25 protein-coding genes are annotated in these 26,721 nt (G+C 39.6%); 12 read left to right on the top strand and 13 right to left on the bottom strand.

Translation table 11 applies throughout. The annotated features are described in order from the left end of the window. Positions 1 to 35 precede the first annotated feature (35 nt). Positions 36 to 818, bottom strand: coding sequence for an enoyl-CoA hydratase/isomerase family protein (locus HDE70_RS24155; RefSeq protein ID WP_183892071.1), 783 nt, complete (start codon positions 816 to 818; stop codon positions 36 to 38). A gap of 3 nt (positions 819 to 821) precedes the next feature. Then, entirely contained in the window at positions 822 to 1,241 is a 420-nt protein-coding gene (locus tag HDE70_RS24150) for a cobalamin B12-binding domain-containing protein (protein ID WP_068404829.1), read from the bottom strand. Positions 1,242 to 1,320: 79 nt separating this feature from the next. Here HDE70_RS24150 and HDE70_RS24145 point away from each other — a divergent pair, with 79 nt between their 5' ends. Then, positions 1,321 to 2,982, top strand: coding sequence for a glutamine--tRNA ligase/YqeY domain fusion protein (locus tag HDE70_RS24145; protein WP_183892070.1), 1,662 nt, complete (start codon positions 1,321 to 1,323; stop codon positions 2,980 to 2,982). 61 nt (positions 2,983 to 3,043) lie between these two features. Here HDE70_RS24145 and HDE70_RS24140 read toward each other — a convergent pair whose 3' ends face one another. After that, positions 3,044 to 3,874, bottom strand: a complete 831-nt coding sequence (locus tag HDE70_RS24140; RefSeq protein ID WP_183869382.1) for an N-acetylmuramoyl-L-alanine amidase — start codon at positions 3,872 to 3,874, stop codon at positions 3,044 to 3,046. 116 nt (positions 3,875 to 3,990) lie between these two features. Here HDE70_RS24140 and HDE70_RS24135 point away from each other — a divergent pair, with 116 nt between their 5' ends. Then, a complete protein-coding gene (locus HDE70_RS24135) occupies positions 3,991 to 5,682 on the top strand; it encodes a dipeptidyl-peptidase 3 family protein (RefSeq protein ID WP_183892069.1) in 1,692 nt (563 codons plus the stop codon). A gap of 65 nt (positions 5,683 to 5,747) precedes the next feature. Here the strand turns inward: HDE70_RS24135 and HDE70_RS24130 are convergent, their stop codons facing one another. The 8 genes from HDE70_RS24130 to gltX form a co-directional block, all read right to left on the bottom strand. Next, entirely contained in the window at positions 5,748 to 6,116 is a 369-nt protein-coding gene (locus tag HDE70_RS24130; RefSeq protein ID WP_183869204.1) for a response regulator, read from the bottom strand. A gap of 13 nt (positions 6,117 to 6,129) precedes the next feature. Continuing rightward, positions 6,130 to 6,693, bottom strand: a complete 564-nt coding sequence (locus HDE70_RS24125) for a chemotaxis protein CheB (RefSeq protein ID WP_183892068.1) — start codon at positions 6,691 to 6,693, stop codon at positions 6,130 to 6,132. After that, complete coding sequence (locus HDE70_RS24120) at positions 6,693 to 7,520, bottom strand: CheR family methyltransferase (RefSeq protein ID WP_111632830.1); 828 nt, start codon at positions 7,518 to 7,520, stop codon at positions 6,693 to 6,695. Before HDE70_RS24120 ends, HDE70_RS24125 begins: the two co-directional genes overlap by 1 nt. After that, a complete protein-coding gene (locus tag HDE70_RS24115; protein ID WP_183869206.1) occupies positions 7,521 to 7,892 on the bottom strand; it encodes a two-component system response regulator in 372 nt (123 codons plus the stop codon). A 22-nt stretch (positions 7,893 to 7,914) separates the two neighbouring features. Continuing rightward, a complete protein-coding gene (locus HDE70_RS24110) occupies positions 7,915 to 11,508 on the bottom strand; it encodes a response regulator (protein ID WP_183892067.1) in 3,594 nt (1,197 codons plus the stop codon). A 14-nt stretch (positions 11,509 to 11,522) separates the two neighbouring features. After that, the gene (locus HDE70_RS24105; RefSeq protein WP_183869208.1) at positions 11,523 to 12,647 is read right to left on the bottom strand and encodes a hybrid sensor histidine kinase/response regulator; all 1,125 of its coding nucleotides are present in this window, start codon (positions 12,645 to 12,647) and stop codon (positions 11,523 to 11,525) included. A gap of 21 nt (positions 12,648 to 12,668) precedes the next feature. Next, positions 12,669 to 13,511, bottom strand: coding sequence for a neutral zinc metallopeptidase (locus tag HDE70_RS24100; protein WP_183892066.1), 843 nt, complete (start codon positions 13,509 to 13,511; stop codon positions 12,669 to 12,671). A 72-nt stretch (positions 13,512 to 13,583) separates the two neighbouring features. Beyond that, complete coding sequence (gene gltX / locus HDE70_RS24095; RefSeq protein ID WP_183892065.1) at positions 13,584 to 15,092, bottom strand: glutamate--tRNA ligase; 1,509 nt, start codon at positions 15,090 to 15,092, stop codon at positions 13,584 to 13,586. An 89-nt stretch (positions 15,093 to 15,181) separates the two neighbouring features. Here gltX and HDE70_RS24090 point away from each other — a divergent pair, with 89 nt between their 5' ends. The 5 genes from HDE70_RS24090 to HDE70_RS24070 all read left to right on the top strand — a co-directional run bounded on the left by HDE70_RS24090 (position 15,182) and on the right by HDE70_RS24070 (position 18,273). Continuing rightward, entirely contained in the window at positions 15,182 to 16,429 is a 1,248-nt protein-coding gene (locus HDE70_RS24090; protein WP_183869211.1) for a sensor histidine kinase, read from the top strand. After that, positions 16,377 to 16,880 (top strand): DinB family protein, encoded by a 504-nt coding sequence (locus HDE70_RS24085; protein ID WP_183892064.1) that lies wholly within the window; start codon positions 16,377 to 16,379, stop codon positions 16,878 to 16,880. Before HDE70_RS24090 ends, HDE70_RS24085 begins: the two co-directional genes overlap by 53 nt. Further along, on the top strand, positions 16,877 to 17,302 hold the full coding sequence (locus tag HDE70_RS24080; RefSeq protein ID WP_183869213.1) for a hotdog fold thioesterase: 426 nt from the start codon (positions 16,877 to 16,879) through the stop codon (positions 17,300 to 17,302). Before HDE70_RS24085 ends, HDE70_RS24080 begins: the two co-directional genes overlap by 4 nt. A 9-nt stretch (positions 17,303 to 17,311) precedes the next feature. Further along, positions 17,312 to 17,878 carry a Crp/Fnr family transcriptional regulator gene (locus HDE70_RS24075; RefSeq protein ID WP_183869214.1) on the top strand — a complete coding sequence of 189 codons (567 nt, stop codon included), beginning with the start codon at positions 17,312 to 17,314 and terminating at the stop codon, positions 17,876 to 17,878. 68 nt (positions 17,879 to 17,946) lie between these two features. Next, the gene (locus HDE70_RS24070; protein ID WP_068404797.1) at positions 17,947 to 18,273 is read left to right on the top strand and encodes a DMT family transporter; all 327 of its coding nucleotides are present in this window, start codon (positions 17,947 to 17,949) and stop codon (positions 18,271 to 18,273) included. A gap of 66 nt (positions 18,274 to 18,339) precedes the next feature. Here HDE70_RS24070 and HDE70_RS24065 read toward each other — a convergent pair whose 3' ends face one another. Both HDE70_RS24065 and HDE70_RS24060 read right to left on the bottom strand, forming a co-directional pair. Further along, positions 18,340 to 18,900: a DUF2911 domain-containing protein gene (locus tag HDE70_RS24065; protein ID WP_183869215.1), complete on the bottom strand. Its 561-nt coding sequence runs from the start codon at positions 18,898 to 18,900 to the stop codon at positions 18,340 to 18,342. 44 nt (positions 18,901 to 18,944) lie between these two features. Beyond that, positions 18,945 to 19,130, bottom strand: coding sequence for a hypothetical protein (locus HDE70_RS24060; protein WP_245952621.1), 186 nt, complete (start codon positions 19,128 to 19,130; stop codon positions 18,945 to 18,947). Between the two features lie 174 nt (positions 19,131 to 19,304). Between HDE70_RS24060 and HDE70_RS24055 the strand changes: the two genes are divergently transcribed. From HDE70_RS24055 to HDE70_RS24035, 5 genes are all read left to right on the top strand, one after another. Beyond that, entirely contained in the window at positions 19,305 to 19,925 is a 621-nt protein-coding gene (locus tag HDE70_RS24055; RefSeq protein WP_183869216.1) for a TetR/AcrR family transcriptional regulator, read from the top strand. Positions 19,926 to 19,942: 17 nt separating this feature from the next. Continuing rightward, positions 19,943 to 21,238 carry a TolC family protein gene (locus HDE70_RS24050; RefSeq protein ID WP_260162065.1) on the top strand — a complete coding sequence of 432 codons (1,296 nt, stop codon included), beginning with the start codon at positions 19,943 to 19,945 and terminating at the stop codon, positions 21,236 to 21,238. Between the two features lie 19 nt (positions 21,239 to 21,257). Next, complete coding sequence (locus tag HDE70_RS24045; protein WP_183869218.1) at positions 21,258 to 22,322, top strand: HlyD family secretion protein; 1,065 nt, start codon at positions 21,258 to 21,260, stop codon at positions 22,320 to 22,322. Positions 22,323 to 22,326: 4 nt separating this feature from the next. Then, positions 22,327 to 23,874, top strand: a complete 1,548-nt coding sequence (locus HDE70_RS24040) for a DHA2 family efflux MFS transporter permease subunit (RefSeq protein ID WP_183869219.1) — start codon at positions 22,327 to 22,329, stop codon at positions 23,872 to 23,874. A gap of 224 nt (positions 23,875 to 24,098) precedes the next feature. Next, on the top strand, positions 24,099 to 26,687 hold the full coding sequence (locus HDE70_RS24035) for a phosphoenolpyruvate carboxylase (RefSeq protein WP_183892062.1): 2,589 nt from the start codon (positions 24,099 to 24,101) through the stop codon (positions 26,685 to 26,687). The last annotated feature ends 34 nt before the right edge of the window (positions 26,688 to 26,721 follow it).

The following is a 26,721-nucleotide window of genomic DNA, read 5'->3' as shown; positions in this document are numbered from 1 at the left end:
TTTCCGCAAAATTTAAACCATTTAAAGCGAGTTAGTTAGCGTCCTTTGAAATCTGCGCGCCTTTTTTCCAGAAAGGCCCCTACACCTTCTTTAAAGTCTTGTGTACCAAAACATTTACCAAACTCCTCAATTTCAACCTCAAAACCGTTTACACGCTCATTTACAGCAGCATTCACAGCATTTATTGCTGCTGCAACAGCAAGAGGTGCACGTTGTTTAATTTTGTTAAGGATTTCTTCGGCCTTGCCAATCAATTCTGCAAGAGGCACTACATGATTGACCAACCCTATTTTCTCTGCCCTTTCCGCAGTAATCATATCTGCTGTGGTAATCATTTCTGTAGCTCTTCCTTTTCCAACCAATCTGGTTAATCTTTGTGTTCCGCCATAACCAGGAATCAAGCCTAAAGTAACTTCAGGCAAGCCCATTTTTGCAGTATCAGCAGCTACACGGATATGACAAGCCATTGCCAGCTCTAATCCTCCGCCCAAAGCGAATCCATTAATTGCAGCCACAAAAGGCTTTTTACTATTTTCTATCGCATCAAAAACATTGACTTGTCCACTTCTGGCTAAAGCTTCTCCCTGCTCAGTATTATAAGCTGAGAATTCTGAAATGTCAGCTCCAGCAACAAATGCTTTCTCACCAGCACCAGTCAAAAGTACACCTCTCACTTCTTCTGTTCTGGAAGCAAAAGCAATTACATCTGCCAGTTCAGCCAGTGTTTCCTTATTCAGGGCATTCAATTTCGATTCACGGTTAATCGTAACGTAAAGTATATTCGCTTTAACCTCTGATAGTATATTCTGATAGCTCATATTTTAAAAGTTTCTGTTTTCGTTAGCCCAGTCACGGATATAATCGACGATAGTCACCATGGTTGTTCCCGGTGCAAATAATTCTCCCACTCCAATCTCTTTGAGTTTTTCCATATCTGATTCGGGAATGATCCCACCACCAGTTAATAATACATTAGTCAGCTTCTTTTGTTTCATGAACTCCACAATTTTAGGAAAAACTGTCATGTGTGCACCTGATAAAATAGAAACTCCGATCGCGTCCACATCTTCCTGCAATGCAGTGTTGACCACCATTTCTGGGGTTTGCCGTAAACCGGTATAAATCACTTCCATACCGGCATCACGTAAGGATGTTGCGATCACTTTCGCTCCGCGGTCATGACCATCAAGGCCAACTTTGGCCACTAAAATCCGAATTGGCCTATTTAATGTTTTGCTCATAAATTATACCGATAATCCATCGTAAATGTAAGTAAATTAGCTCTTTTATATTAACTTTGAATATAAATTTACAGTTTTTATGAGTGAGGAAAGATCATTGAACTTTATTGAAGAGATCATTGAAAACGATTTAAATAGTGGAAAGTACAAAACTTTAGTTACACGTTTTCCACCTGAACCTAATGGATATTTACATATCGGTCATGCTAAGGCTATCTGCCTGAATTTTGGATTAACCCAGAAATATGGTGGTTATACCAACCTGAGATTTGATGATACAAATCCTGTGACCGAAAAAACCGAGTACGTAGACAGTCAGCAGGAAGACATCAAATGGTTAGGTTTTGAATGGAAACATGAATTATATACTTCAGATTATTTTGATACTTTATATGATTTTGCCGTTAAGTTAATAGAAAATGGTCTTGCTTATGTAGATCATGGTACTGCTGAAGAAATTGCAGGCTTAAAAGGTACGCCAACAGAATCAGGTACTGACAGTCCATACCGCAGCCGTAGTGTAGAAGAAAACCTGGCCTTGTTCAGCAGCATGAAAGCTGGTGAACTGGAAGACGGAGCTTGTATCCTGCGTGCAAAAATTGATATGTCAAGCCCTAACATGCTGATGCGTGATCCGATTATTTACCGTATCAAACATGCAGAACATCACCGTACAGGCAACAAATGGTGTATCTATCCAATGTACGATTTTGCCCATGGTCAGAGTGACAGTATTGAGGAAATTACGCATTCGATCTGTACACTTGAATATGTTTCTCACCGTGAGTTATATGATTGGTTTATTGCAAAACTGGGCATCTTCCCTTCACACCAGTACGAGTTTGCACGTTTAAACCTTACTTATACAGTAATGAGTAAACGTAAACTGTTACAATTAGTGAATGATGGTGTAGTAACCGGATGGGATGACCCACGCATGCCTACGATCAGCGGACTTAGAAGAAGAGGTTATACACCAGAAAGTATCCGTGAATTCTGTGAAAGAATCGGAATCGCGAAAAGAGAAAACCTGATTGAACTGAGCCTGTTGGAATTCTGTGTCCGTGAGCATTTAAATAAAACAGCGAACCGTGTAATGGCAGTTCTTGATCCTATTAAATTAGTGATTACAAACTATCCTGAAGGTAAAGAAGAAATTCTGATTGGGGAGAACAACCCTGAGGCTGAAGATAAAGGCGGCCTGAGAGAAATCCCTTTCAGCAATGAACTTTGGATCGAAAGAGAAGATTTCATGGAAGAACCTGCTAAAAAATGGTTCAGACTGGCTCCTGGTACAATGGTAAGGTTGAAAAACGCTTATATTGTGAAATGTGAAGATTTCAAAAAAGATGCAGACGGAAACGTTACTGAAATCCACTGTACTTATATCCCTGAGTCTAAAAGCGGCGAGGATACCAGCGAAATCCATGTAAAAGGGACTATTCACTGGGTAAGTACGAAACACGCTAAAACTGCTGAAATCAGAGTTTATGACCGTTTATTCTCGGTAGAATCTCCTGATAGCGAAGAAGGCGATTTCAAAGACTACCTGCACCCTGACAGCGTAAAAGTTATCAAAGAAGCTTATATAGAGCCTTATCTGGCTGGTGCTGATCTGGAATCAAGATACCAGTTTATCCGTAAAGGCTATTATTGCCTCGATAAAGATTCAACAGCAGATCACCTGGTTTTCAATCAAACTGTTGGTTTGAAAGACGCCTGGGCGAAAGCAAAGAAATAAATTCATTAAAAAACCCCTGTCCTTTACCAGGTCCAGGGGTTTTTTGTGTCTAAAAAGACCGTTAATACTTCTGATAAAGATTATATAAGATCATTTTATCACCATCAGTTAATACCGGTGTGATGTCTACCTGTACAAAATGACGTTTAAAAGCAACGATGGCCGCCGGCAGGTTACTTACATCATAACCAATAATACGCAGAGCGATAGCCGGATCAAATTCAACAGGAGGAATTTGCAATACATCATCATACCATAAACCAAAACCTCTGTCAGCAAGCTGTTTCCATGGAAATTTATTAGGATCAATCTTACGTTTAGGCGCGATATCTGAATGTCCGATAATATTTGAAGCTGGTATATTATATTTTTTCTTCAGCGAGGTTAATAGCGCAATCAGGCTATTCATTTGCGCCTCAGAATAAGGTTCATTTCCATTGTTATCCAGTTCAATCCCTAAAGAACAAGAATTCAAATCATATTCATTACCCCATTTCGCCACACCAGCATGGTTTGCACGCAGGTAATCATTCACCATTTGTACTACTTTTCCGTCTCTTCCAACAATGTAATGCGCACTGGTTTGCGTTTCCTTCTTGGTAAATGCTCTGATTGTTCCCTCTGTAGAGGTCATCGCTGTATGATGGATAATAATAAAATTAGGTTTACGGATACCAAAATTCACAGAGCCTACAAAAGACTGCTGATCAGCCGGAAGCGTCTCAATATTCTGATTCACCGGTGGCATCGCTGTCAGGATATCACCGAACCCTTTAGCCTGGGTCTTATAGATCTTATTCGTTGCTGCATATTTGTTCGTTGAACAGGCCGCAAGGAAAAGCAAAGGGATGCTTAACAGTAAAATGTTTTTACTTATAGGGATTTGTCTCATCATAGGTAATTATAAACGGTGAAATTACTAATATTTACATAAATGCGTTAGAATACACTAATGTTTATGCCCGGCTTATTATTTTTCCTAATTTAGTTGCGTTATAAAAAATTACCATGAACAAAACTACCAAAGCAGCCTTATTTTTAGCAGGATGCTCGATTATTGCAGGCATAGGATCCTGTACTAACACATCGGGAACCAAAACAGCTACAACGACAACAACAGAGAAACCAGGTGCAGTCAAAGACAGTTTACAGGAATATGTACACAACAGACTGGATATTTATGAAACGGTTAAACTAACGACTAATCTGAATGTACTGAGTGCAAATGAGCGAAAAATACTTCCTCTGCTTATCCAGGCTGCCCAGATTATGGATGAATTGTTCTGGAAACAAGCGTATCCGCAGCGTGACAGCCTGCTGGCAGGACTGAAAGATGAAAAAACTAAAGAATTTATTAAAATAAATTATGGCCCATGGGACAGGTTAAATGGTGATAAACCATTTATTGCAGGCATCGGGGCTAAACCAGAAGGCGCTTCCTTCTATCCTGCCGGGATGACTAAAGCAGAACTGGAAAAATCTACCTTAAAAGATAAATTCAATGCCTATTCGGTGATTCAAAAAGATTCAACAGGAAAACTGATCAGCGTTCCTTACCATGTTATCTATGCTTCAGAACTTCAAAGAGCTTCGAGCTTATTAAAACAAGCGGCATTAATGACTGAGGATGCAGGATTTAAAAAATATCTGAACCTTAGAGCAGATGCATTGATGAATGATAATTTTACTGTAAGTGATTATGCCTGGTTAGATATGAAGACCAATATTCTGGATATCATTATCGGCCCTATTGAGAATTACGAAGACAAAATGTTCAATGCACGTACCTCTTACGAAGCTTATGTTTTAGTAAAAGATAAAGTGTGGAGCAAGCGCCTGGCAAAATATGTAAGTATGCTGCCTGAATTACAAAAAGGACTGCCAGTTGCTGAAAAATACAAAAAAGAGAAACCAGGTACAGATTCAGAATTAAACGCTTATGATGTTGTTTATTATGCTGGTGACTGTAACTCAGGCTCTAAAACCATCGCGGTTAATTTACCGAATGATGAGGTAATTCAGCAGAAAAAAGGCACACGCAGATCACAATTGAAAAATGCAATGAAGGCTAAGTTCGATAAGATCCTGGTTCCGATTGCAGCTGAACTGATCGATAAAGATCAACAGCAATACATTAATTTTGATGCATTCTTTGCCAATGTAATGTTCCATGAAGTAGCACATGGCCTGGGTATCAAAAACACTGTTACTGGTAAAGGTTTTGTAAAAGAAGCGCTTAAAGAACAATCCGGATGGCTGGAAGAAGGCAAAGCAGACATATTAGGTCTTTACATGGTTACCGGCCTGTTGAAAAAAGGGGAGTTAACTGGTGATATTAAAACCTACTATACCACTTTTATGGCTGGCTTACTTCGTTCAGTAAGATTTGGGGCTTCAAGTGCACACGGTAAAGCAAACATGCAGTGTTTCAACTTCTTCAAAGAGAAGGGCGCATTTGTAAGAACAGCAAACGGAACTTATAAAGTAGATTTCACGAAATTCCAGACTGCAATGAATGACCTGAGCAATGTCATCCTTACCCTGCAAGGTAATGGAGATAAGGCTGCGGTAGAGAAAGTACAGAAAACCTATGCGGTAATCAGTCCTGAACTAAAAGCAGACTTAGACAAGTTAAGCAAAAAAGGAATCCCGGTTGATATCATATTCGAACAGGGAGTTGATGTATTGGGTGTAAACTAAGCAAGCCCGCATAAAAAAGGCCGTCATATTCATAAGAGTATGACGGCCTTTTCTTTTAAAGAAGTTTAAGAAGGAAGGTGTTTCAAAATGATATTTTCCAATTCCTGGATATCGAAAGGTTTGGACAAATAACCATCTGCACCAGCTTCATCTGCCAGAGACATTACATCATTATTGGCAGAAAAATAGATAACAGGGATATTCTTCAGTTTTTCATCACTTTTTAGCGCTCTGGTGGCATCAATACCACCGACGTCAGGTAACCAGTTATCCATAAAAATAATATCCGGAATATAGGCCATAACCTGTTCTATGATATTATTCGAGGTAGAAGAGGTTTTAATTTCATAACCAGCGTCTTCAAGAATAAAGGTACATAATTCAAGTATGTCGGTATTATCATCAAAAATGAATACTTTTTTTTGCTCGGCCATTTAACAGTATAGATTAGGACAACAAATTTATGAATTCTGTCATATCTTCAATGCGTAAAGTGTAATCTATTTTAGCATGGATGGCAGCTTGCTGTGGCATATAAGAAACCTGGGCTGTGGCCGGGTCCTGAATTGCAGTAATTCCACCCCATGCTTTTACGCTGATTAATCCATTTACCCCATCAGAATTGGATCCTGAGAGCAATAAACACACTAATTTAGTTTTGTAAACTTCGGCAGCTGTTTGAAATGTTGCGTCTATTGCCGGACGGGAATAATTTATTTTTTCTGAATAATCGAGTGAAAAACTCTTGTCTTTTTCTATTAATGTATGATAATCTGAAGGTGCAATGTAAATTGTGCCCGCCAGAATAGGCTCTTTTTCGTCAATTTCTTTTACAATCAGGCTGGTTCGTCCTGAAAGTAATTCCGGCAGCAGCGAATCTGCCCCATGTTTTCTGTGAACTACAATGATAATAGGAAAACTGAGCGCAGGGCTGAGTCCTGGCAGTACTTTTAACAGTACGTCCAGACTTCCGGCAGAGCCTCCTATAATTAATGCCTCACAGTCTTTCATTAGCTTACTTTCCTCCAGATTTTTTCTGCGGGAACCCGCTTATAATTTTTGGAGAGCGGGGAAAAATCCAGCGTTTCCTTACTTCCTAAAGCAAGATAACCAAGACCTTCCAGGCTTTCATCAAAAAGGTTTAAAACTTTATGTTGTAAATCCCGGTCAAAGTAAATCAGGACATTACGACACAAAATTAGTTGAAATTCATTAAAAGAATGATCAGAAACCAGATTATGTGTAGAAAAAATTAGCCTGCTTTTTAAATCATCACTGAATTTTGCCAGAGAATAGTTTGCCGTATAGTAACTCGAAAAATCTTTTGCACCACCCGATAAAATATAATTCTCCGAATATTGTTTCATCTGGCTCATCGCAAACATACCCTGCGCAGCCTTTTCTAAAACAACGGGATTTAGATCTGTCGCGTAAATCAGAGATTTGTGTAAGAGGTTTAGTTCCTTCAGGATAATTGAAATTGAATAGGCCTCCTCCCCAGTTGAACAACCAGCAAGCCAAATTCTTATAAAAGGATAAGTTCCCAGTTTAGGCAGCACTACATCTCTCAGTGTCTTAAAAAAACCCGGATCCCTGAACATCTCGGTCACATTAACCGTAATCTGCTCTACAAACCTTTTAAAATAAGTGGTATCATTATTTATAGTATACCGGAATTCTGCAAAACTTACCTGCTTATCCAGAGAATACAATCTCAGTATTCTCCTTTTAATAGATGCTTTGGAATAACCTGTAAAATCATATCCGTAATGCTCCAGCAAATCTGCCAGCAGAATTTCGACCTGCTCGTCAGTAATTACAGATAATTCCTGGCTCATCTAAATATATTTAACTAATAAATCGGTTAAGCTGTCTACATTAATAGGTTTTGAGACATAACCAACCGCACCTGCATTCAGGCAGCGCTCTTTATCTCCAAGCATCGCCTGCGCCGTAACAGCAATAACAGGTATTTCTTTTAATTCAGGATCTTTACTCATGATCGCCATGGCTTCATAACCATCCATTCCAGGCATCATCATATCCATTAATACTACTGCAATATCTTTTTGTTCTTCCAGCAACTGTAACCCTTCTTCCCCACCAATTGCCGAAACGCACTGATAACCTTTAGATTTCAACACAGCCTTTAAAGCAAAGATATTCCTGTTATCGTCATCTATTATTAATACTTTTCTCTTTTTTTCCATACCTTAAAACATGGTGGTTTTTTTAATTTTTATCATAAAGCCATACGCGCAATAACGAAATCAGCTGATCCACATCGACTGGCTTGGAAATATAGTCGGATGCACCCGCAGCGATACATTTTTCTCTATCTCCCATCATTGCTTTCGCAGTAACAGCTAAAATAGGTAAATGTTTAAACGCACTTATTTTCCTGATTTCTTTGGTGCTTTCATATCCGTCCATCTCCGGCATCATCATATCCATGAGCACAAGATCTATCGACGGATTCTCCTTAAGTAACTGTAGTGCTTCTTTTCCATCAGTAGCAGCCAATACTTTCATCTTATGTTGTTCCAATGCTTTAGTCAGAGAAAAAATGTTCCTGACATCGTCATCAGCGATTAATACGGTCTTATTATGCAACACTTCATATAAGCTGCCCAAAGTTTCAGTCGCTTTTTTTGCTTTGCTTTCTACTGATTTTTCTTCTACCAAATGCAGAAAAAGTCCTGCTTCATCCAGAATACGCTGATAAGAATGTGCCGTTTTTACAACAATAGAATCCGCGTATTGCTTAATTCTGCGTTCCTCTCCCTGAGAAAGGTTTTTACCCGTAAAAATAATGATTGGAAGATTCTCTAATCCTTCACTCTTTTTAATCGTTTCCAGAGTCAGGTAAGCATTTTTATCAGGGATACCCATATCCAGTATCACACAATCCACTTCTTTGCGCTGCAATGCGTCAACACCCTGCGCTACGTTATTTACGACCTCAGTTTGTATCGCATGATTACTTAAAAAGTAGCTTAATGCTTTTGCATGCTGCTCATTTTCTTCCACAATCAGTACCTTTTTAGGATGACGGCTTAAAGCATGTTCCAGCTTTTGGAAAATCTGCTGCATATGTTCCAGGGCTACTGGTTTATTGATAAAGTCAACAGCGCCCTTTAACAAGCTTTCCTTTTTCACTTCCAGCGAGGACATAATATGTACAGGGATAGGTCTTGTTGCTGGATTCGCTTTCAGTTCTTCCATCACCTGCCAGCCATCCTTTACCGGAAGCTGTATATCCAGCAGGATTGCTAAAGGTTTAAAGTGGTTCGCCAGTTCAATCCCAATATCACCTCTTACAGCGACTATTCCTTTGTAATTTCTCTTGCGTGTAAAGGTTAATAGTGCCTTCGCAAAAGAAGTATCATCCTCAATAATCAGGATCACTTTATCTCCTTTGACTATAGTTGCACGGTCATCATCAATTTCCTGCGGAATATGATCTACTGTATAACGCTCTGGCAGTGCTGTTCCTTCTGTCTCAATAACTTCAACATCACTGTAATCATAGGTTGCATGGATTTCTTCTTCGAGTTCGGCTGCAATACCATCTATAGGTAAAGTAAGCGTGAATGTACTCCCTGTATTTTCTACACTCGTCACTTCTATTTCTCCGCCTAATAACTTAGCCAGCTCTCTGCTGATGGAAAGTCCAAGTCCTGTTCCACCAAACTTCCTTCTGGTTGAACCATCTGCCTGCTGAAAAGCTTCGAAGACTAACCCCTGTTTAGCAACAGGAATACCAATACCTGTATCTGTTACTTTGAAGATCATTGCATTATTTGCCTGATCGCTATGAATATTCAGGGTTACACTTCCCTTAGCTGTAAACTTGATTGCATTGGACAGCAGGTTCTTTAAAATCTGCTCCAGACGCATTTTATCGGTATGAAGCGTTGATAGCTCACTCTGCTGCTCGATATTAAATTCCAGCTGTTTGTTTTTCGCTATCGGATTGAATAAAGAGCGCATATCTGACGACACCTCATTCAAACTGATATCCGCCAGTTCCAGCTTCATTTTCCCTGCTTCGATTTTAGAAAGGTCAAGAATCTCATCAATCAAGCCTAATAATCCTTGTCCCGAACTCTGAATAACCTCAGCATATTCTATATATTCCGGATCCAGTTCTTCGTTATCAGACATTAACTTAGAAAGCAGCAAGATCGAATTTAACGGTGTTCTTAGCTCATGAGACATATTCGCCAGGAATTCTGACTTATATTTCGTGCTTTGTTCCAACTGCTCAGATTTCCGCTGAATCTCCACATTATGCTCATGGATCATCTGATTTTTCTCTTCCAGCAAGGTTGTTCTTTCTTCGAGCTCCTGATTGCTTTGTAAAAGCTCTTCTTGTTGCACCCGAAGTTCTTCTTCAGAAGTTTGTATCTTTTGAGTCTGCGCTTCTAATTCTGCATTTAAGCCTTCCAGCTCACTATGCTGTGCTTGTAATTCTTCTGCCTGTGCTTGCGTTTCTTCCAGGAATTCTTGCAATTTCTTCCGGTTCTGAGCTACATGAACGGCTACTCCTATATTAGTCGCAATGTTATTGAAAAAGTCGAGCTGCAATTGACTAAATGTATTCAGTGAACCAAACTCCATCACACCAACAATTACATTATCCCTGATTACAGGTACTGCAACTATATTTTTAGGTTTAGTATTTCCAGCGGCATAACTAATGGTCAATTCTCCATCAGGAATATCGTTCAGCAAAATCTGTTTGCCGGATTTCAGCACCTGGCCAACCAGTCCCTCTCCTTCTTTCAGTGTTTGTTTCCGCTGATCTGCTAATAACGCATAACTTCCTGCCATATGCAGTTCACGGTCATTTTCTAAAAGATAAAAAGCGGCTACATGTGCGCTTGTGTGCTGAATAATGTTTTCTAAAATATCATTAGCCAGCGTTTCTACATTTTTCTCACCAACCATCTTATCATTCAGGTTCGCAATACCAGATTGTAACCATTCTTTGTCAGCCAGTAAAGAGAAAGAGTATTGTAAAGATTCGGCCATTGAATTCAGTGATAATGCCAAACGGCCCAGGCTATCTTCTGCTGCTTCATCCAGTCTGATCTGGTAATTTCCACTGGAAATCTGAGCGGCTATATCCTGAATAACGTGAATCCGGCGATCAACTTCTTTGTTGGTTTCTTCTAGTTTCTGTTGCAGTTGAATTCTGGCATCGAAATCTGTTGAAACCCTGCGGTAAAAGAAGATAGTGATTAAAATAGCCAGCAGTGCCGCAATGATAATTAACACTGGAGTAAAGCCTGCCAGCTTATTCTGGCTTGCAGTCCGCGCGTTCAGCAAGCTTTGTTCTTCAGTCTGCATGGTTTTAATGACAACCCTTGCTTTGTCCATATAAGCTTTACCGGTAAGCAAGTCTCCGATGCTCACAGACCCGCCTTTTCTTTTGATAGTTATAGTTTTTTCAAGAATACTTAAGCGCCCTTCAATAATTTCTCTCAGCTTGTTAATATTAACTTGCTGTGCAGAGTTATCTGTAGTTTGACGCTGCAAAGTATCCAATAAAAGGATTGCTTCAGCTTTAGCTCCGTTATAAGGTTCAAGAAAAACTTCATCTCCTGTCAGCAAAAACCCCCGTTGCCCGGTTTCTGCATCTTTTAAAACAGATAACACTCCATCTGTATGCCTGATTACCGCATTACTATGAGAAACCAGATCTGAATTTTTAATCAGATTAGTAATACTTACATAAGAAGCAAACGAACTGATAAAAAGCAATAATAAAGATAACCCCAGTCCAAAACGCAGGTTATTTTTTAATGTTTTCCTAACCATAAAAAGAAATATTTTTAAGCTGTCTCTGTTGTTGAAATTAAAGGGATATTGAAGTAAAATTCAGATCCCTCTCCTAAAATACTATTTACACCTACTGTGCCACCGTGTCTTCCTATAATTTCGGCAGAAATATATAAACCAATTCCTAAACCCTGGAAATGGATAGATGTTTCCTCTACCCGATAAAATTTATCAAAGACATTCTTTTGCTGCTCCGGCTCAATCCCTATTCCAAAATCCCTCACCGCTACCGTTACCCGGTCATCTTCTACTGCCACGTTTATATGAACTTCGGTTGTTCCGGGAGCATATTTGATGGCATTCGTTAGAAAGTTTACCACCACCTGTTCAATCCGCATTTCATCTGCAAAGATTTCAGTAGGAACGTGTCCATTTTTTATAATGGTAAATTCAGGATTAGACTGGTGGATCACTTCCAGAATGTTATCTAAAAGAGTATTCAGATTGAAGTATTGTTTATTAAACTTCAGTTTCCCACTTTCAATTTTAGAAATATCAAGTAAATCAGCAATCAGATCGCTCAGCTTATCCAGTTGCAACTGCGCTTTCTTTAAATGCTTTTTTACCGTTGGAATATCCCCTTTATCGACACTTCTTTCCAATAACTGGACATATCCCTTCACACTGGTCAAAGGCGTTTTTAACTCATGGCTGGCAATACTGATAAATTCATCTTTTTTTCTTTCTGCTCTTTTTCTGAATTCTATTTCTTCGAGCAGCGTTTTCTGAATTTCTATGAGTTTCCTGCTTTGTTCATAGATCCTGTAAAATGTTTTTACTTTTAAAAGCAGGATATTGATATCTACAGGTTTAGTAATATAATCCAACCCTCCTGAAGAATAGCCTTTAGTGATAAAGCTGAGTTCAGTATTTGCGGCAGATAAAAAGATGATTGCTGTTTCTTTGGCCTTACTGTATCCTGCAATGGCTTCTGCAACTTCAAAACCATCCATCCCGGGCATCTGAACATCTAATATGATTAATACGTAAGCCGTTTTAAGCACTTTTTTCAAAGCTTCTTCTCCGGAAGAAGCTGTATCGACTTCAAAATTGTGTCTTTCGAGAACTTTTTTTAGCGAGATCAGATTCTCTGGTGTATCGTCTACAATTAGGATCATTATGATGAATAAATAATAATTTTAAAGCTGATTACTAGTAAAGGTATCTCCCTGGTTTATATCTCCGGTATCAAATCCTTTTTTGAACCAGTACATTCTTTGTGCTGAAGTTCCGTGCGTAAAAGCATCAGGAACAACCTGTCCGCTGGATTGTCGTTGTAGTTTATCATCACCAATTGCATTTGCAGCAGTAAGTGCCTCCTCCAGATCTCCGGGATCTAATTCAAAATCCTTAAGATTTTGTGCATGATTGGCCCACAAACCAGCAAAAAAGTCGGCCTGTAATTCCAACTTGACAGAAAGTTTATTGTATTCTGTTTTGGATAAGGAACCACGTGCGCGTTCCAATTTCTCCGATATGCCTAATAAGTTTTGTACGTGATGGCCTACTTCATGTGCGACCACGTAAGCCTGTGCGAAATCTCCTGCTGCACCAAAGCGATCCTTTAATTCCGTATAAAAACTAAGGTCAATGTATACTTTATGATCGCCGGGGCAATAAAAGGGGCCTACCGCAGCGTCTGCGCGACCACAGGCAGACTCTACACTGCCTGTAAATACCTGGAGTTTAGGATGCTCATAAGTTTTGCCCATTTTACTAAACTCTTCATCCCAGACCTGTTCTGTAGATTCCAGTACACCACTTACAAATTTCAGTTCAGGATCAGTATTTAATCCTTTTTTAACTTCAACCTGCTGAGTTTCACCTAAAGGTAGTTGGGAAACAAGGCCGGTAAGGTCAGTACCAAAAAACATTCCGACAAGCACGACAATCAGGCCAATACCACCACCTAACAACGTTTTTCCTCCAGAGGAGCCTCTTGCGTCTTCTATATTATCACTACCCTTACCGAACCATTTCATATATTTTTGCGTTAATCAGTTATAACAAATATTAAGGTCAATTGTTGTCCTGAATTTTAATAAATCCTTAGCTTATGCAAAAGCTGCTAGTGCCGCTAAAATCCGGCTCTCAGTACTTTCAGCACCTAAAGTTACTGCAATATCAAAAACACCAGGGCCAAATTTTCCGCCTACCAGCATAATCCGGAATGGCAGCATTAATTCTCCTGGTTTAAGATTATGTTCTACAGCTAAGGCTTTGAACTTGTCTTCCAGCGCTAAAGCAGTTAAGCCATCTTCAAGCATAGGAATATACGCCGTAAAGAAAGCCGCTTTTTCAGCTGACCATTTACTTTTTACAGCAGGCAGATCATACGAAGCAGGTGCATTAAAGAAATATTCACTTTGTGCAACAAAATCAGTTAACAAATTACACCTGTCTTTGATCAGTCCAATCACCTTCAGAGCAAAATTATCATCCGATAATGTGATTTCTTTAGCAGCAAACTCCTCTTTAACGATATCCAGCAAATCGGCAGCATCCGTCTGTTTAATCCATTCGTGGTTATACCATTTAGCCTTTTCAAAGTCAAATTTAGCTCCTGCCTTACTGATTCTTTCTACAGAAAACTTCTCAATCAGCTCAGCCATAGTGAAAAGCTCCTGGTCAGTTCCATCATTCCAGCCCAGCATCGCCAGTAAGTTTACAAAAGCTTCAGGCATAAAACCAAGTTCTTTGAAACCTTTGGTCACATCTCCGGTTTTAGGATCTGTCCAGTTCTGTGCATAAACAGGGAAACCTAAACGGTCACCATCACGTTTACTTAACTTACCGTTTCCATCTGGTTTTAAGATCAGTGGTAAATGTGCCCAGTTTGGCATTTCATCTTCCCAGCCCAGATATTTCCATAATAAAATATGAACTGGCGCTGAAGGCAACCATTCTTCCCCTCTAAAAATATGGCTTATTTCCATCGCTTTATCATCAGCTACAACCGCCAGATGATAAGTAGGCATTCCATCTGCTTTTAAAAGCACTTTATCGTCAACAAGATTGGTTTCAAAAGTAACCAGTCCACGAATCATATCTATAAAAGACACCTGCTCATCTGCCGGCATTTTGATGCGGACAACATGTGGTGTATTATTTTTCAAAAGAATATCAACCTCCTCTTCAGAAAGGGTTAACGAATTTCTCATACTCATTCTGGAAGACAGCCCGTATAAGAAATTAGGAATCTCTTTACGTTTGGCATCTAACTCTTCAGGAGTATCAAAAGCATAATAAGCAAAACCATCAGCAATCAACTGATCAGCATACTGCTTGTAGGTTGGTTTACGCTCACTCTGACGGTAAGGTGCAAATTCACCACCAACCTGCGGACTTTCATCAGGATGAATGCCACACCACGCCAGGCATGAAGCAATATATTCCTCTGCTCCAGCTACAAAACGGGTCTGATCCGTATCCTCCACACGTAATACAAATGTACCCTTGTGTTTTTTGGCGAATAAATAATTAAATAAAGCCGTGCGTACACCGCCTAAATGAAGGCCCCCTGTCGGACTGGGCGCAAATCTTACTCTAACTTTCTTTTCCATATTATGAATCACAAAGATATATTTTTTAAGCGCTTACCGTTCTATTGATGTCTTTTTGAATGCTATTTTGTAATTTGCCTGAATATTCTATGAATCCTTACGAAAAAAAACGCCGCTGGAAGTTCTTCCTCCTTATTTTTGCGATTGTAATCGGAACCGCATCGGTGTTCTACAGTGACTTTTTCGTTAAAAAGATGGAGCGCGAAGAACAAGTTCAGTTTCAGCTCTATGTCAAAGTAACGGAGCAGTCTTTAGTCATGTATGATGATGACCGCTTTACCGATCTGATTGAAACAATTACCAAAAACACCAAACTCCCGGTAATTATGACCGATGGAGATGGACTGATCAATTCCTACCAGGGACTTGACTCTGCAAAAACAAACTATGGTGTAGAAAAGCAATACAAGAAAACGTACGATCCTGCCTATTTTGAAAGAGAGCTGAGACAAATGAAATTGCAGCATCCGGGTACCCCAATTATTGGTCTGGATGGCAAAATATGGCATATCTACCATAAAGACTCCTTTATTTTAACACAGCTGCGTTATTTCCCATTTATTCAGCTGGGGGTAATCGGCCTGTTCTTACTAACAGCTTATGTAGCTTTCAGCTCCGCAAGACGTTCTGAGCAGGACCAGGTATGGGTTGGGATGGCGAAGGAAACAGCACATCAGCTGGGAACCCCTATTTCTTCACTCATGGCCTGGATAGAGCTTATGAAATCCCGTTTTAATGCTGAGGATGACCCCTTAATTGCCGAAATGGAGAATGACCTCAAAAGACTGGAAGTGATTACAGACCGGTTTTCTAAAATCGGATCAAAACCTGTACTGGAAGATCATGTTGTTTATTCTGTCATTAGTAACTTCATTCAATATTTCCAGTTAAGGACTTCTGATAAGGTGATTTTTACCATTACCGGCGATGACCAGGTACGCGCCATGCTTAATATTCCTTTATTTGACTGGGTGACGGAAAACCTGCTAAAAAATGCAGCCAATGCCATTGAAAATGAAGGGCATATTACTGTCAACATTATTGAACATCTGGCAAAAGAAGAAGTGTTCATAGACATTACAGATACAGGAAAAGGTATTCCGAGGTCTAAGTTTGATGCCGTTTTTCAACCTGGTTATACCACAAGGAAAAGAGGCTGGGGACTCGGATTATCGTTAACCAAAAGAATTGTAGAAAACTATCATAGTGGTCAGATCTTCGTCAAAGACTCTGAATTAGGCAAGGGAACCACATTTCGTATCATCCTAAAAAGCAGTATTAAATATGAACCGACCTCAACCAAACGAATATCCGGCATGGGCATTGACTTACATTGAAAAAGTTAATAGTGATATTATTGAACTCTTAGAACGTCAGGCTGATGAGTTTCCTGATTTCTTAAGCACATTGACTGCAAAGGCAGATTATGCTTACGCACCAGGTAAATGGACGCTCAAAGAGATGGCAGGGCATATTATTGATACAGAAAGAATTTTAGTTTACCGCTTAACCTGTTTTGCCCGTCTGGAGCAAACTGCTTTACCGGGTTTCGAGGAAGATGATTATGTAGCGAATGCACATTTCTCAGACCGCGAGCTAAGCAGCTTTGCAGAAGAATTCAGGTTGCTGAGAAAAGCGAACCTGTACTTGTTCAAATCTTTGAATGATCATGATCTGAAGCGTAGCGGAACGGCTTCTGAAAGACAAATCTCTGTTCGTGCTTTACTTTATGTGATTGCCGGACATTTAATGCACCATACACAAATTATTAACGAAAGATATTTATGATCTGGTTTACTGAATTTACTCCTGAACAGCTAAATAACAGGCCCAAAAACCATTTGGGCGGGCTTTTAGATATTCAATTTACAGCGATTGGTGAGAATTCGGTAACTGCGACCATGCCTGTAGATGAACGTACCCATCAGCCTGCCGGAATATTACATGGAGGAGCCTCTGTCGTACTCGCAGAAACGCTGGGCAGTATTGCATCTTTCATGTGTATAGACCCTGAATTATACCAGGCTGTAGGCCTTGAAATCAACGCAAATCACTTACGTCCTGTTAAAAGCGGAAAAGTTACCGGAATTTGCACTGTTATCCATAAAGGTGCAAAAACACATATCTGGGACATCAAAATCTATGATGACAGGGGGAAAATGAATTGTATCAGCCGTTTAACAGTTGCTATTATTCCTAAAACAAGATAATTAACCGCTTTGCAAAATACACTGACCACTATAAAAAGCATTTATCCATTAAAGGAAGTGCATTTGAATCTGCTGCTGAAAGAACTAAAAGAAGCAGAATTTCCTAAAGGTCACCAGATTATTAGTGCCGGAAAGATAGAACGCTCTTTATATTTTATAGAGAATGGAGTTGCACGTGCTTATGTGGATGGCAAAGAGAACCGGATTACTTTCTGGTTCGGCATGGAAGGGGATATTATTCTTTCCTATCATAGCTATATTAACAATACACCTGGTTATGAAAGTATAGAGCTGCTGGAAAACTGTACGCTCTATGAATTGAAAACTGAGGCACTGGAAGCTTTATATAATTCGCATACAGAACTGGCCAACTGGGGCAGAAAGCTGGCAGAACTTATCTTGATTAAAACTGAAGAATCTTATATTGGCCGTCTGTTTAAGCCTGCTAAAGAACGGTATATTGATCTGCTGCAAACAGACCCGCTATTGATTCAGCGGATTCCTTTAGGTCATATTGCCTCTTATCTTGGAGTTACACAGGTTACTTTGAGCAGAATCAGGGCAGAGATCAAATAATCATTTTTTAACATTTGTAAAAAGCCACGTCAGCCACAGGCCGTACTTTTGTATCAAATTATTAAATTATGAACTGGATTATTTTGATTATTGCAGGTTTATTTGAGGTTGGATTTACGACCAGTCTTAAGCTTTCCAATAACTTTTCTAACCTTAAATGGAGTATAGCGTTCTTTGCTTGTATTACTTTAAGTTTTTTCTTTTTAAATAAAGCAACTCAAACTTTGCCAATGGGTACTGCTTATGCTGTATGGACCGGCATAGGTGCTGTTGGAACCGTTATCGTGGGTATTTTATACTTTGACGAACCCGCAAACTTCTGGAGGATATTTTTTATTGCAACGCTGATTGGCTCTATTCTGGGCTTAAAATTCTTTGCAGGCAGCGCACACTAAATAAAGACAAAAAAGAGGGAAGTCCTATAGCTATAAGACTTCCCTCTTTTTTATGGAATAATATATTTATTTAATCGTTACTGGTACTTCAACCGAAGTCTTGTCCCATCCGATAATCAAGTTTGCTCCTGATGCACTTGGTGTAAAAGTAATCGCTAAAGCTTCCACAACAGTGGTTAAAGGCTTAACTGGAACTGTTACTCTGACTACATCTTTGGTTTCATCATAAGTATATGCTCCCCAGCGGTCAGTTTGTTTATTGACAATCACTACCCATTTATCTTGTTCAGGAATAGCAAACAAGCTATAAGCACCGGCAGGAATTTCTTTTCCGCCAATAACTACTGGTTTGAAAAATCTGATTTCAGTACTTTCGTTAGCACCTAATCTCCATACTTTTCCAAAAGCTTCCTGTTTACCAAAGATTTCGCGGCCCTTCACAGAAGGTCTTGAATAAATTACTTTGATCAACGGTGCAGCATCTTCTCCTTTTTTAACCTTAGTCGTATTTAAAGGGAAGTAAGCAATATCTGCCGGGCTGGTATCCAGCCCCGGGAACTTAACTTCTTGCGCATTTACTGTAAAAGCAAATAATGCCATTACAATTAACAGATTGAACTTCTTCATTTTGTAAATTTAGTTTATAAACTGGTCTGAGAGACTTGTGTGAACTAGTATTTACGTCCTTTTACAACTGATCCAAGGAAAACTGCTCCCATAATCAATCCTAATACGCCACCAAATAGTGACCAAAGGAAACTACCTGAAATTACTGCTGCGGTAGCAATACCACATACCAGGCCTAAAACTGAATAAACCCAATCAAAACTTTTGTTATTTTCTTCTTTAATCATCATTAAAATATTGATGATCCAAAGGTATTGATTTATTTCAAATAAGAAAGAATTCAGCGCTTTATCCAAAAAGAAGCATGGGCTATATTGTCAGAAATATGTAAATTGTGATTAGAATCACTATTCTTATATCAATTCAATCAATCGATTGATTAATTTTGTTCCATCAAATCAGAAATGGAAAAGCCAGACAAAAGAACGAGCATATTAATAGCTGCTCAAAAATTGTTTTCTGAGTTGGGGTATGAAGGGACTTCAACCCGCCAGATTGCAAAAGAATCAGGGGCAAATATGTCCATGATCAATTACTACTTCGGGTCGAAAGAAGGCGTCTTTCTCGAAGTAATTAATGACAGAATTAAAGGGTTCAAAGCCCAGTTAGTAAGTATCGATGAAGACAGCATCATCCCGCTGGAAAAATTAATGAGAGTAATTGAAGGATATGCCCATAGGATCCTTTCAGATATCCCCTTTCACAAAATGATGTATAGAGAGATCTCCTTAGCCCAACGTCCCGAAATGTGTCTTAAATTAAGAGACGCAATGTCAGGAAATATGCAGGTCATTGAAAACATTATTAACAATGGAGTAGCTGACGGATCATTCAAACAAGTAGATACCCGGATGCTCATGGCCTCAATTATGGGTACCATCACCAGTGTAGCCACCATGCCGAGTAAAATTACACATGGCTCCACCCTGGACATTACCATCCCAAAAGACAAAGAAATTTTAACCGACCGCTTAATCGCACATCTGCAAGATTTGGTCACCACCTATTTAACACCCCAGAAATGATACACCAAACAATTAAAATGAGTTGCTTCGCTCTCCTGCTGCCAGGCATGCTCTATGCACAGAACGTGAAAAAACTGACGCTACAGGAGGCGATTCAGTTAGGGATAGAAAACAGCAAGAACCTGAAGCTTTCTCAGAATAAAATTGAAGAAGCAATGGCAAAACTGGAAGTCACTAAAGACAACGCTCTTCCTACAGCCAAAGCAAGTGTACTGTACAATCACGCAGAAATCCCTGCCAATCAATTGGTTTTAGACGGCGGCAGCCCGATATTCCTTCCTAAACGCGCTGATGCCTTTGTAGGTACAGCCTCAGTACAACAACTGGTTTATGGCGGTGGCAAGATGAGATATGCGAGAGAGAGTACTAAATTACTTGCTGATGTTGCCCGCCTGGATGCAGATAAAAACCAGGAAGAAGTAACTTATGCAGTGATCGATACTTACTACTCCTTATATAAAGTAGCACAAAGTAAAAAGGTTGTCGCACAAAACTTAGCCTCTATTGCAAGCCAGCTGAAACAATCACAACGCTTTTTTGAGCAAGGTATCGTGACTAAAAATGATGTACTGAGATTCCAGCTGCAACAGGCAAATATTACCCTGACCGATCTGGACATTGAAAGCAACCGTAAAATCATCAATTACAATCTGGACATCCTTTTAGGCTTACCAGAAGATACCCAGATTGATATTACAGATCCTTCAACAGGTCAGAAAGATGCTGCTCCATTGAATGCTTACATTGATCAGGCACTAGCTTACCGTCAGGAATTAAGAGCACTGGACTTACAAAATAAAGTTGCTGAGATTGATATCAAATCAGTTAAAGCAAATGCGACACCAACTTTTGGTATCGGTGCGGACGTTTATTACATTAGTCCTAACGGAAGTCTTTTACCAAAATCACATGATTATATCATGCCGATGACCGCCAGTGCTACACTTTCATGGAACATTGGTACCCTGTGGACTAATAAACATAAGGTAACAGAGGCAAGGGTTCAGCAGAAAAGCATCGTTATCCAGAAAGATATTCAATCTGATAACGTAAGAACTGAGATCAACAGAAACTACCAGACTTATCAGGTTGCTAAAGACAAGATCAAAGTACTGGAAACTTCAATTGATCAGGCAACTGAAAATGACAGGTTACTGGAATCCAAATACAAAAACAACGTAGCCTCTGCCATAGACAGAATTGATGCCGAAACCCTTTTATACCAGGCGAAGATCAATTTAGAGCTTGCCAAAGCTGATGCAGGCCTTGCCTACTATACTTTATTAAAATCAACAGGAAAAATTTCTCAATAATATTATAATCCATCTAGTAATGACTACAGAATCAACAACAGAAGCGACAATTGAACCTAAAAAGAAAAGTAAAGTTGTCCCTATAATATTAGCTGTGCTAATCGTTATAGGCGCCATATTTGGCGTGAAAGAATATATGTACTACAGCAAACACGTAGATACCGATGATGCGCAGATTGATGGCGATATCAGCCCGGTAGTTGCACGTGTTGGCGGGTATGTAAACGAGATCAAATTTGAAGAAAACACTAAAGTTACCGAAGGACAGGTATTGGTATCCCTGGACGACAGAGACTATAAAGTAAAATTGGAACAAGCCATGGCAGGTCAGAAAGGTGCTGATGCTGGCGTTGGTGTTTCACAATCTGAGATTATTGCTACTTCAGCAAATACAGGAACAGCTAAAGCCAATATCGAATCTGCTAAAGTAAAATTATGGCAGGCACAAAAAGATTTTGACCGTTATGCAAACCTGATTAAAGACGGATCGATCACTCAACAGCAATTTGACCAGGCTAAAGCAACAAGAGACGTTGCACAGGCTACTTATAATGCTGCAAAAGATCAATATACGGTTGCCCTTAAACAAATCGGTACTACAAAATCTCAGCTTGCAGTAAGCAGTAATGGAGTATCTCAACGTCAGTCGGATGTTGATTTTGCTAAATTGCAGTTGTCTTATACAGAGATCAAAGCACCTGCAACAGGGATTGTTTCTAAGAAAAGTATTCAAAAAGGTCAGTTAATTCAGGCAGGACAGTCTTTATTCTCTATTGTGAATGAAAACAGCCTGTATGTAACTGCCAACTTTAAAGAAACACAATTGGAAGAAATCCGTGCTGGTTTGAAAGTGGAAGTTGAAGTTGATGCTTTCCCTGATCAGAAGATTCAAGGTGAAGTCTATAACTTTTCTCCTGTTACAGGAGCAAAAGGTTCTTTGCTTCCTCCAGATAACGCAACAGGTAACTTCGTGAAAGTTGTACAACGTGTACCTGTTAAAATTAAACTTAAAGCCTCAAAAGAAATGCTGGAAAAATTACGTCCAGGTATGAGTGTTAAAGTTTCTGTAACTACAAAAGACTAAAAAAATGGCCGAGTATGGTTTTAAAAAATGGATAATCACGTTTACAGTGATCACAGCTTCGCTACTGGAGCTGATTGATACCACTATTGTAAACGTGGCTTTACCACAAATTCAGGGTAACCTGGGCGCTACTCTCGAGGATGTCGCCTGGTTATCAACCGGATATGCCGTTGCGAATGTAATTGTCCTGCCCATGTCGGGCTGGCTGGGCAGTCGTTTCGGGCGTAAAAATTATTTTCTAACTTCCATCATTGTCTTTACGATAGCGTCATTTTTATGCGGTAACGCAACTTCACTGGAAGAACTTATTTTATTCCGTATCCTTCAGGGGCTTGCCGGAGGGGGATTGATCTCCACTGCGCAGTCTATTCTGATTGAAACCTGGCCGCGTGAAGATATAGGTATAGCCACCGCACTCTTTGGATTGGGGGCCGTAGTAGGTCCAACTGTGGGCCCGACTATCGGGGGTTATATTCTGGACATCAGTTCATGGCCATGGATCTTTTACGTGAATATTCCCGTCGGGATTCTCGCCGCGTACTGTACGATAACCTATATAAGGGCCACTCCGAAGGATGGGCAGGGGCTACCTGTCGACTGGTGGGGTATCGCATTACTGGCAATTGCAGTTGGTAGTTTACAGACTGTACTGGAAAAAGGAGAAAGTGAAGATTGGTTCGCAACACCTTACATTATTGCGCTATCAGTAGCCTCAGTAATTGGTTTACTGCTGTTTATCTGGCGCGAGATGTCTACAGATCACCCTATTGTAAACTTCAAGATCATGCGTCACAGAAGTTTCTCTATTGGTATGGTGACCTCATTTATTCTGGGTTTCGGGTTATATGGATCTGTATTCGTGTTCCCGGTTTTCTGTCAGAATCTATTAGGTTTCTCTCCATTGCAAACCGGTGAATTGTTATTTCCAGGTGGGATTTGTACCATTATGATGATGCCGTTTATTGGTATATTCCTTAAAAAAGGAATCCCTGCACAATTTATGGCTACAATCGGGATGTTCTTGTTCTTCGTTTTCTGTAATATGCTGAGTAAATCAACGCTTTCTTCGGGAACAAGTGATTTCTTCCTGCCGCTGGTAATCAGAGGTATTGGAATGGCCTTATTGTTTGTTCCGTTAACTACACTGGCTATTCAGGACCTTAAAGGTGCAGAAATTGGTCAGGGTTCGGGATTGAACAATATGATGAGACAATTAGGCGGATCATTTGGTATCGCAGCTTTAACAACTTTGATTCATACCCGTCAGGGATTCCACAGAAGTTCATTGCTTGCCAATGTAAACGAATATAATCCTGCATTTACAGACAGAATGAATGCTTTCATTCATAATTTCATGTCTAAAGGTTATAGTATGTTTGATGCGAAGGTAATGGCGATCAAAGCGATTGATGGTACGGTAACCAAACAAGCATTATTATTGACTTACAGCGATGCCTACTGGTTAGTAGGACTAGTCCTTTTATGCTCTATACCACTTCTTTACTTGCAGAAATTCAAGAAAAATGTCAACATCCCTGTTGATGTTCACTAAAATAAAAACAGGCTGTCCTTTCGGGGCAGCCTGTTTCATTTTACAAAAAAATACAATGTCGCTACACACAACGAATGCTTATACTTTTAAAAGAGTTAAAAAACCTTAATGAAAGCAATTTATAGTATTTGTAATTAAAAAGCAAACAAAATTTATTAACATTATTCTATAGATCTTCCCGTCATTATTTTGTAGCTTAAGCTCCCAAAAAGAACCCTTTTGTTATGACGCAGAAACTAAGAGTTACAGGGCCAAGAGAATCCATTTTTAACAACGAAGTTGTCTCCAGATTCGAACTTTACAACAGCCTGTTTCTAACCCTCCCCTTTTATAAAATCAAGGATACTGGCACATTGCTGCCCCTTTTTATTAAACACTGTGAAGATGGTGTCAAGAATCTCAAGACTCCTGCTGAAATTATTAAGAGCTTTTTTGAGCGGTATACCCAAACCACAGATGCTAAGGATATTATAGATTTACTGTTCCGTTTTATTCAATATATTGAGCGTCAGGTTGTATTATTTGACGCTGTTGAGGATGCATCCTTTACAAAATTAAACACAACAGAAGACCATAGTTCCCTGCGGTCTATGTTGAAAAAAAGTGAATTTAATGCAGAGCTCCATGACAAGATAGCCAAACTGATCGAAGATTTCTCGCTCCGCCTGGTACTTACTGCACATCCAACGCAGTTTTATCCGGGTAGTGTACTCTCTATCATTAACGACCTGACTACGGCAATTAAAATCAATGATATTGTAACCATTAACCAGCTTTTACAGCAATTAGGTAAAACTCCGTTTTTCAACAAGAAATCTCCAACACCGGTTGATGAAGCTTTAAGCTTAACCTGGTATCTGGAGAATGTTTTTTACTTCGCCGCAGCCAATATACAGTCAGAAATAGACAGCAGCCTTGAAGAATTTAATATCCCTTCAAAAAAAGTGATAGAACTTGGTTTCTGGCCGGGCGGAGACCGTGATGGTAATCCGAATGTGCATGCACAGGATACTATACAGGTTTCAAAAATGCTTCGTCAGATCCTTTTCCGCTGTTATTACAGAGATTTCAGGAAATTGAAACGAAGGATCACTTTCAGAGGAGTAGAAGAAACAGTTTATAAAGTACAGGATGTACTCTATAAAAATGCCTTTGACACTAATATTGAACCGGCCAACATTTCAGACTTCCTGATAGAGAACCTGAACCAGATTAAAGATACCCTGATCGAATTCCACGATGGTCTGTTTGCAGACCTGGTAGACGACCTGCTGCGTAAAGTTGAACTTTTCGGCAGTCACTTTGCCTCTCTGGATATCAGACAGGATAGCAGAGTACTGCGTAGCGTTCATGCTTATTGCAGACAATTCAAGCCTATTATTTCCCTTTTCCCGGAAAACTTTGATGAATTACCAGAAGAAGAAAAAATACAATTGCTTTCTTTTAAAACCGCAAAAGTAAATTATTCGGGCGATGCAGATCCACTGACTACTGATACCCTGCAAACCATTGCGGAAATCAGACAGATCCAGCAGCAAAATGGAGAATTGGCCTGTCACCGCTATATTATCAGCAATTGTCAGCAGGCGAGCGATATCCTTCAGCTAATGGAATTGTTTTTATGGAATGGCTGGGATGAAAAAGAACTGACCATAGATTTTGTACCGTTGTTTGAAACAGTAAGTGATCTGGAAGGTGCTTCAGAAATCATGGAACGCCTGTATACGCATCCATTTTACAGAAAACATCTGGAAAGCAGGGGAAATAAGCAAGACATTATGCTTGGTTTCTCGGACAGTACCAAAGATGGTGGTTACCTGATGGCCAACTGGTCTATTTTTAACGCCAAGGTGGCCTTAACTACAACTTCGGTAGCCCATAATATACAATTGGCATTTTTTGACGGCCGTGGAGGCCCTCCATCAAGAGGCGGCGGTAAAACTCACCGTTTTTACGCTTCTATGGGAAAAGAGATTGCCAATAAAAATATACAACTGACTATCCAGGGACAGACGATCAGTTCACAATATGGCTCTATTGATAGTGCGGAGTTTAATATGGAGCAATTAATTAATGCTGGTATCTCGTCCGGATTGAAAGAAAAACACAATATTTTACTGGATTCGCCACATAAAGACATTTTAAACGTGATGGCAAAAGATAGTTTTGATGCTTTTGTCGCTTTACGTAAACACCCTTTGTTTTTAAATTATCTGGAACGCTTCTCCCCGCTCAGCTTATTGTCTAAAATCACAATCAGCAGCAGGCCGGTCAAAAGAAGTTCTGGTGAAAAACTACGTTTAGAAGATCTCAGAGCAATTAGTTTTGTAACTGCCTGGGGGCAGCTGAAACAGAATATTCCAGGTTTTTATGGTATAGGTACTGCTTTAAAAAATCAGGAAGCCTCAGGAAACTGGGATAAAATCTGTAAAACCTACCAGGAATCTGGTTATTTTAAAACGATCATAGACAACGGAATGATGTCTATGAGTAAAACAGACTTCTCTATCACTGCACATTTTGCCAAAGATCCTGAATTCGGCGATTTCTGGAAAATGCTCCGTGATGAATATGAACGTTCGAAAGAAATGCTTTTAAAATTAGCAGGACATACTACCCTGATGGAAAACTATCCGGTAGAGAAAAGATCTATTGCAGTCAGAGAGAAGATTGTACTTCCTTTGGTATTGATCCAGCACTTTGCTTTAGAGAACTTACAGCATGAACTGGAGGATGAACAGCATCAATCTTATGAAAAACTGGCGATCAGAACCGTTTACGGGATCGTAAATGCAGGCAGAAACTCTGCATAGCTATTTCTTTATAATTCAAAGGAGGCGACCTATA

The sequence above is a fragment of the Pedobacter cryoconitis genome, from assembly GCF_014200595.1.
GTDB classification, from domain to species: domain Bacteria; phylum Bacteroidota; class Bacteroidia; order Sphingobacteriales; family Sphingobacteriaceae; genus Pedobacter; species Pedobacter cryoconitis_C.
This window is presented reverse-complemented; position numbering and strand designations above follow the sequence as displayed.

Coding starts and splice junctions, on each gene's coding strand:
- HDE70_RS24155 (WP_183892071.1), bottom strand. CDS start 818: ATGAGCTATCAGAATATACTATCAGAGGTTAAAGCGAATATACTTTAC.
- HDE70_RS24150 (WP_068404829.1), bottom strand. CDS start 1,241: ATGAGCAAAACATTAAATAGGCCAATTCGGATTTTAGTGGCCAAAGTT.
- HDE70_RS24145 (WP_183892070.1), top strand. CDS start 1,321: ATGAGTGAGGAAAGATCATTGAACTTTATTGAAGAGATCATTGAAAAC.
- HDE70_RS24140 (WP_183869382.1), bottom strand. CDS start 3,874: ATGAGACAAATCCCTATAAGTAAAAACATTTTACTGTTAAGCATCCCT.
- HDE70_RS24135 (WP_183892069.1), top strand. CDS start 3,991: ATGAACAAAACTACCAAAGCAGCCTTATTTTTAGCAGGATGCTCGATT.
- HDE70_RS24130 (WP_183869204.1), bottom strand. CDS start 6,116: ATGGCCGAGCAAAAAAAAGTATTCATTTTTGATGATAATACCGACATA.
- HDE70_RS24125 (WP_183892068.1), bottom strand. CDS start 6,693: ATGAAAGACTGTGAGGCATTAATTATAGGAGGCTCTGCCGGAAGTCTG.
- HDE70_RS24120 (WP_111632830.1), bottom strand. CDS start 7,520: ATGAGCCAGGAATTATCTGTAATTACTGACGAGCAGGTCGAAATTCTG.
- HDE70_RS24115 (WP_183869206.1), bottom strand. CDS start 7,892: ATGGAAAAAAAGAGAAAAGTATTAATAATAGATGACGATAACAGGAAT.
- HDE70_RS24110 (WP_183892067.1), bottom strand. CDS start 11,508: ATGGTTAGGAAAACATTAAAAAATAACCTGCGTTTTGGACTGGGGTTA.
- HDE70_RS24105 (WP_183869208.1), bottom strand. CDS start 12,647: ATGATCCTAATTGTAGACGATACACCAGAGAATCTGATCTCGCTAAAA.
- HDE70_RS24100 (WP_183892066.1), bottom strand. CDS start 13,511: ATGAAATGGTTCGGTAAGGGTAGTGATAATATAGAAGACGCAAGAGGC.
- gltX (WP_183892065.1), bottom strand. CDS start 15,092: ATGGAAAAGAAAGTTAGAGTAAGATTTGCGCCCAGTCCGACAGGGGGC.
- HDE70_RS24090 (WP_183869211.1), top strand. CDS start 15,182: ATGAATCCTTACGAAAAAAAACGCCGCTGGAAGTTCTTCCTCCTTATT.
- HDE70_RS24085 (WP_183892064.1), top strand. CDS start 16,377: ATGAACCGACCTCAACCAAACGAATATCCGGCATGGGCATTGACTTAC.
- HDE70_RS24080 (WP_183869213.1), top strand. CDS start 16,877: ATGATCTGGTTTACTGAATTTACTCCTGAACAGCTAAATAACAGGCCC.
- HDE70_RS24070 (WP_068404797.1), top strand. CDS start 17,947: ATGAACTGGATTATTTTGATTATTGCAGGTTTATTTGAGGTTGGATTT.
- HDE70_RS24065 (WP_183869215.1), bottom strand. CDS start 18,900: ATGAAGAAGTTCAATCTGTTAATTGTAATGGCATTATTTGCTTTTACA.
- HDE70_RS24060 (WP_245952621.1), bottom strand. CDS start 19,130: ATGATGATTAAAGAAGAAAATAACAAAAGTTTTGATTGGGTTTATTCA.
- HDE70_RS24055 (WP_183869216.1), top strand. CDS start 19,305: ATGGAAAAGCCAGACAAAAGAACGAGCATATTAATAGCTGCTCAAAAA.
- HDE70_RS24050 (WP_260162065.1), top strand. CDS start 19,943: ATGAGTTGCTTCGCTCTCCTGCTGCCAGGCATGCTCTATGCACAGAAC.
- HDE70_RS24045 (WP_183869218.1), top strand. CDS start 21,258: ATGACTACAGAATCAACAACAGAAGCGACAATTGAACCTAAAAAGAAA.
- HDE70_RS24040 (WP_183869219.1), top strand. CDS start 22,327: ATGGCCGAGTATGGTTTTAAAAAATGGATAATCACGTTTACAGTGATC.
- HDE70_RS24035 (WP_183892062.1), top strand. CDS start 24,099: ATGACGCAGAAACTAAGAGTTACAGGGCCAAGAGAATCCATTTTTAAC.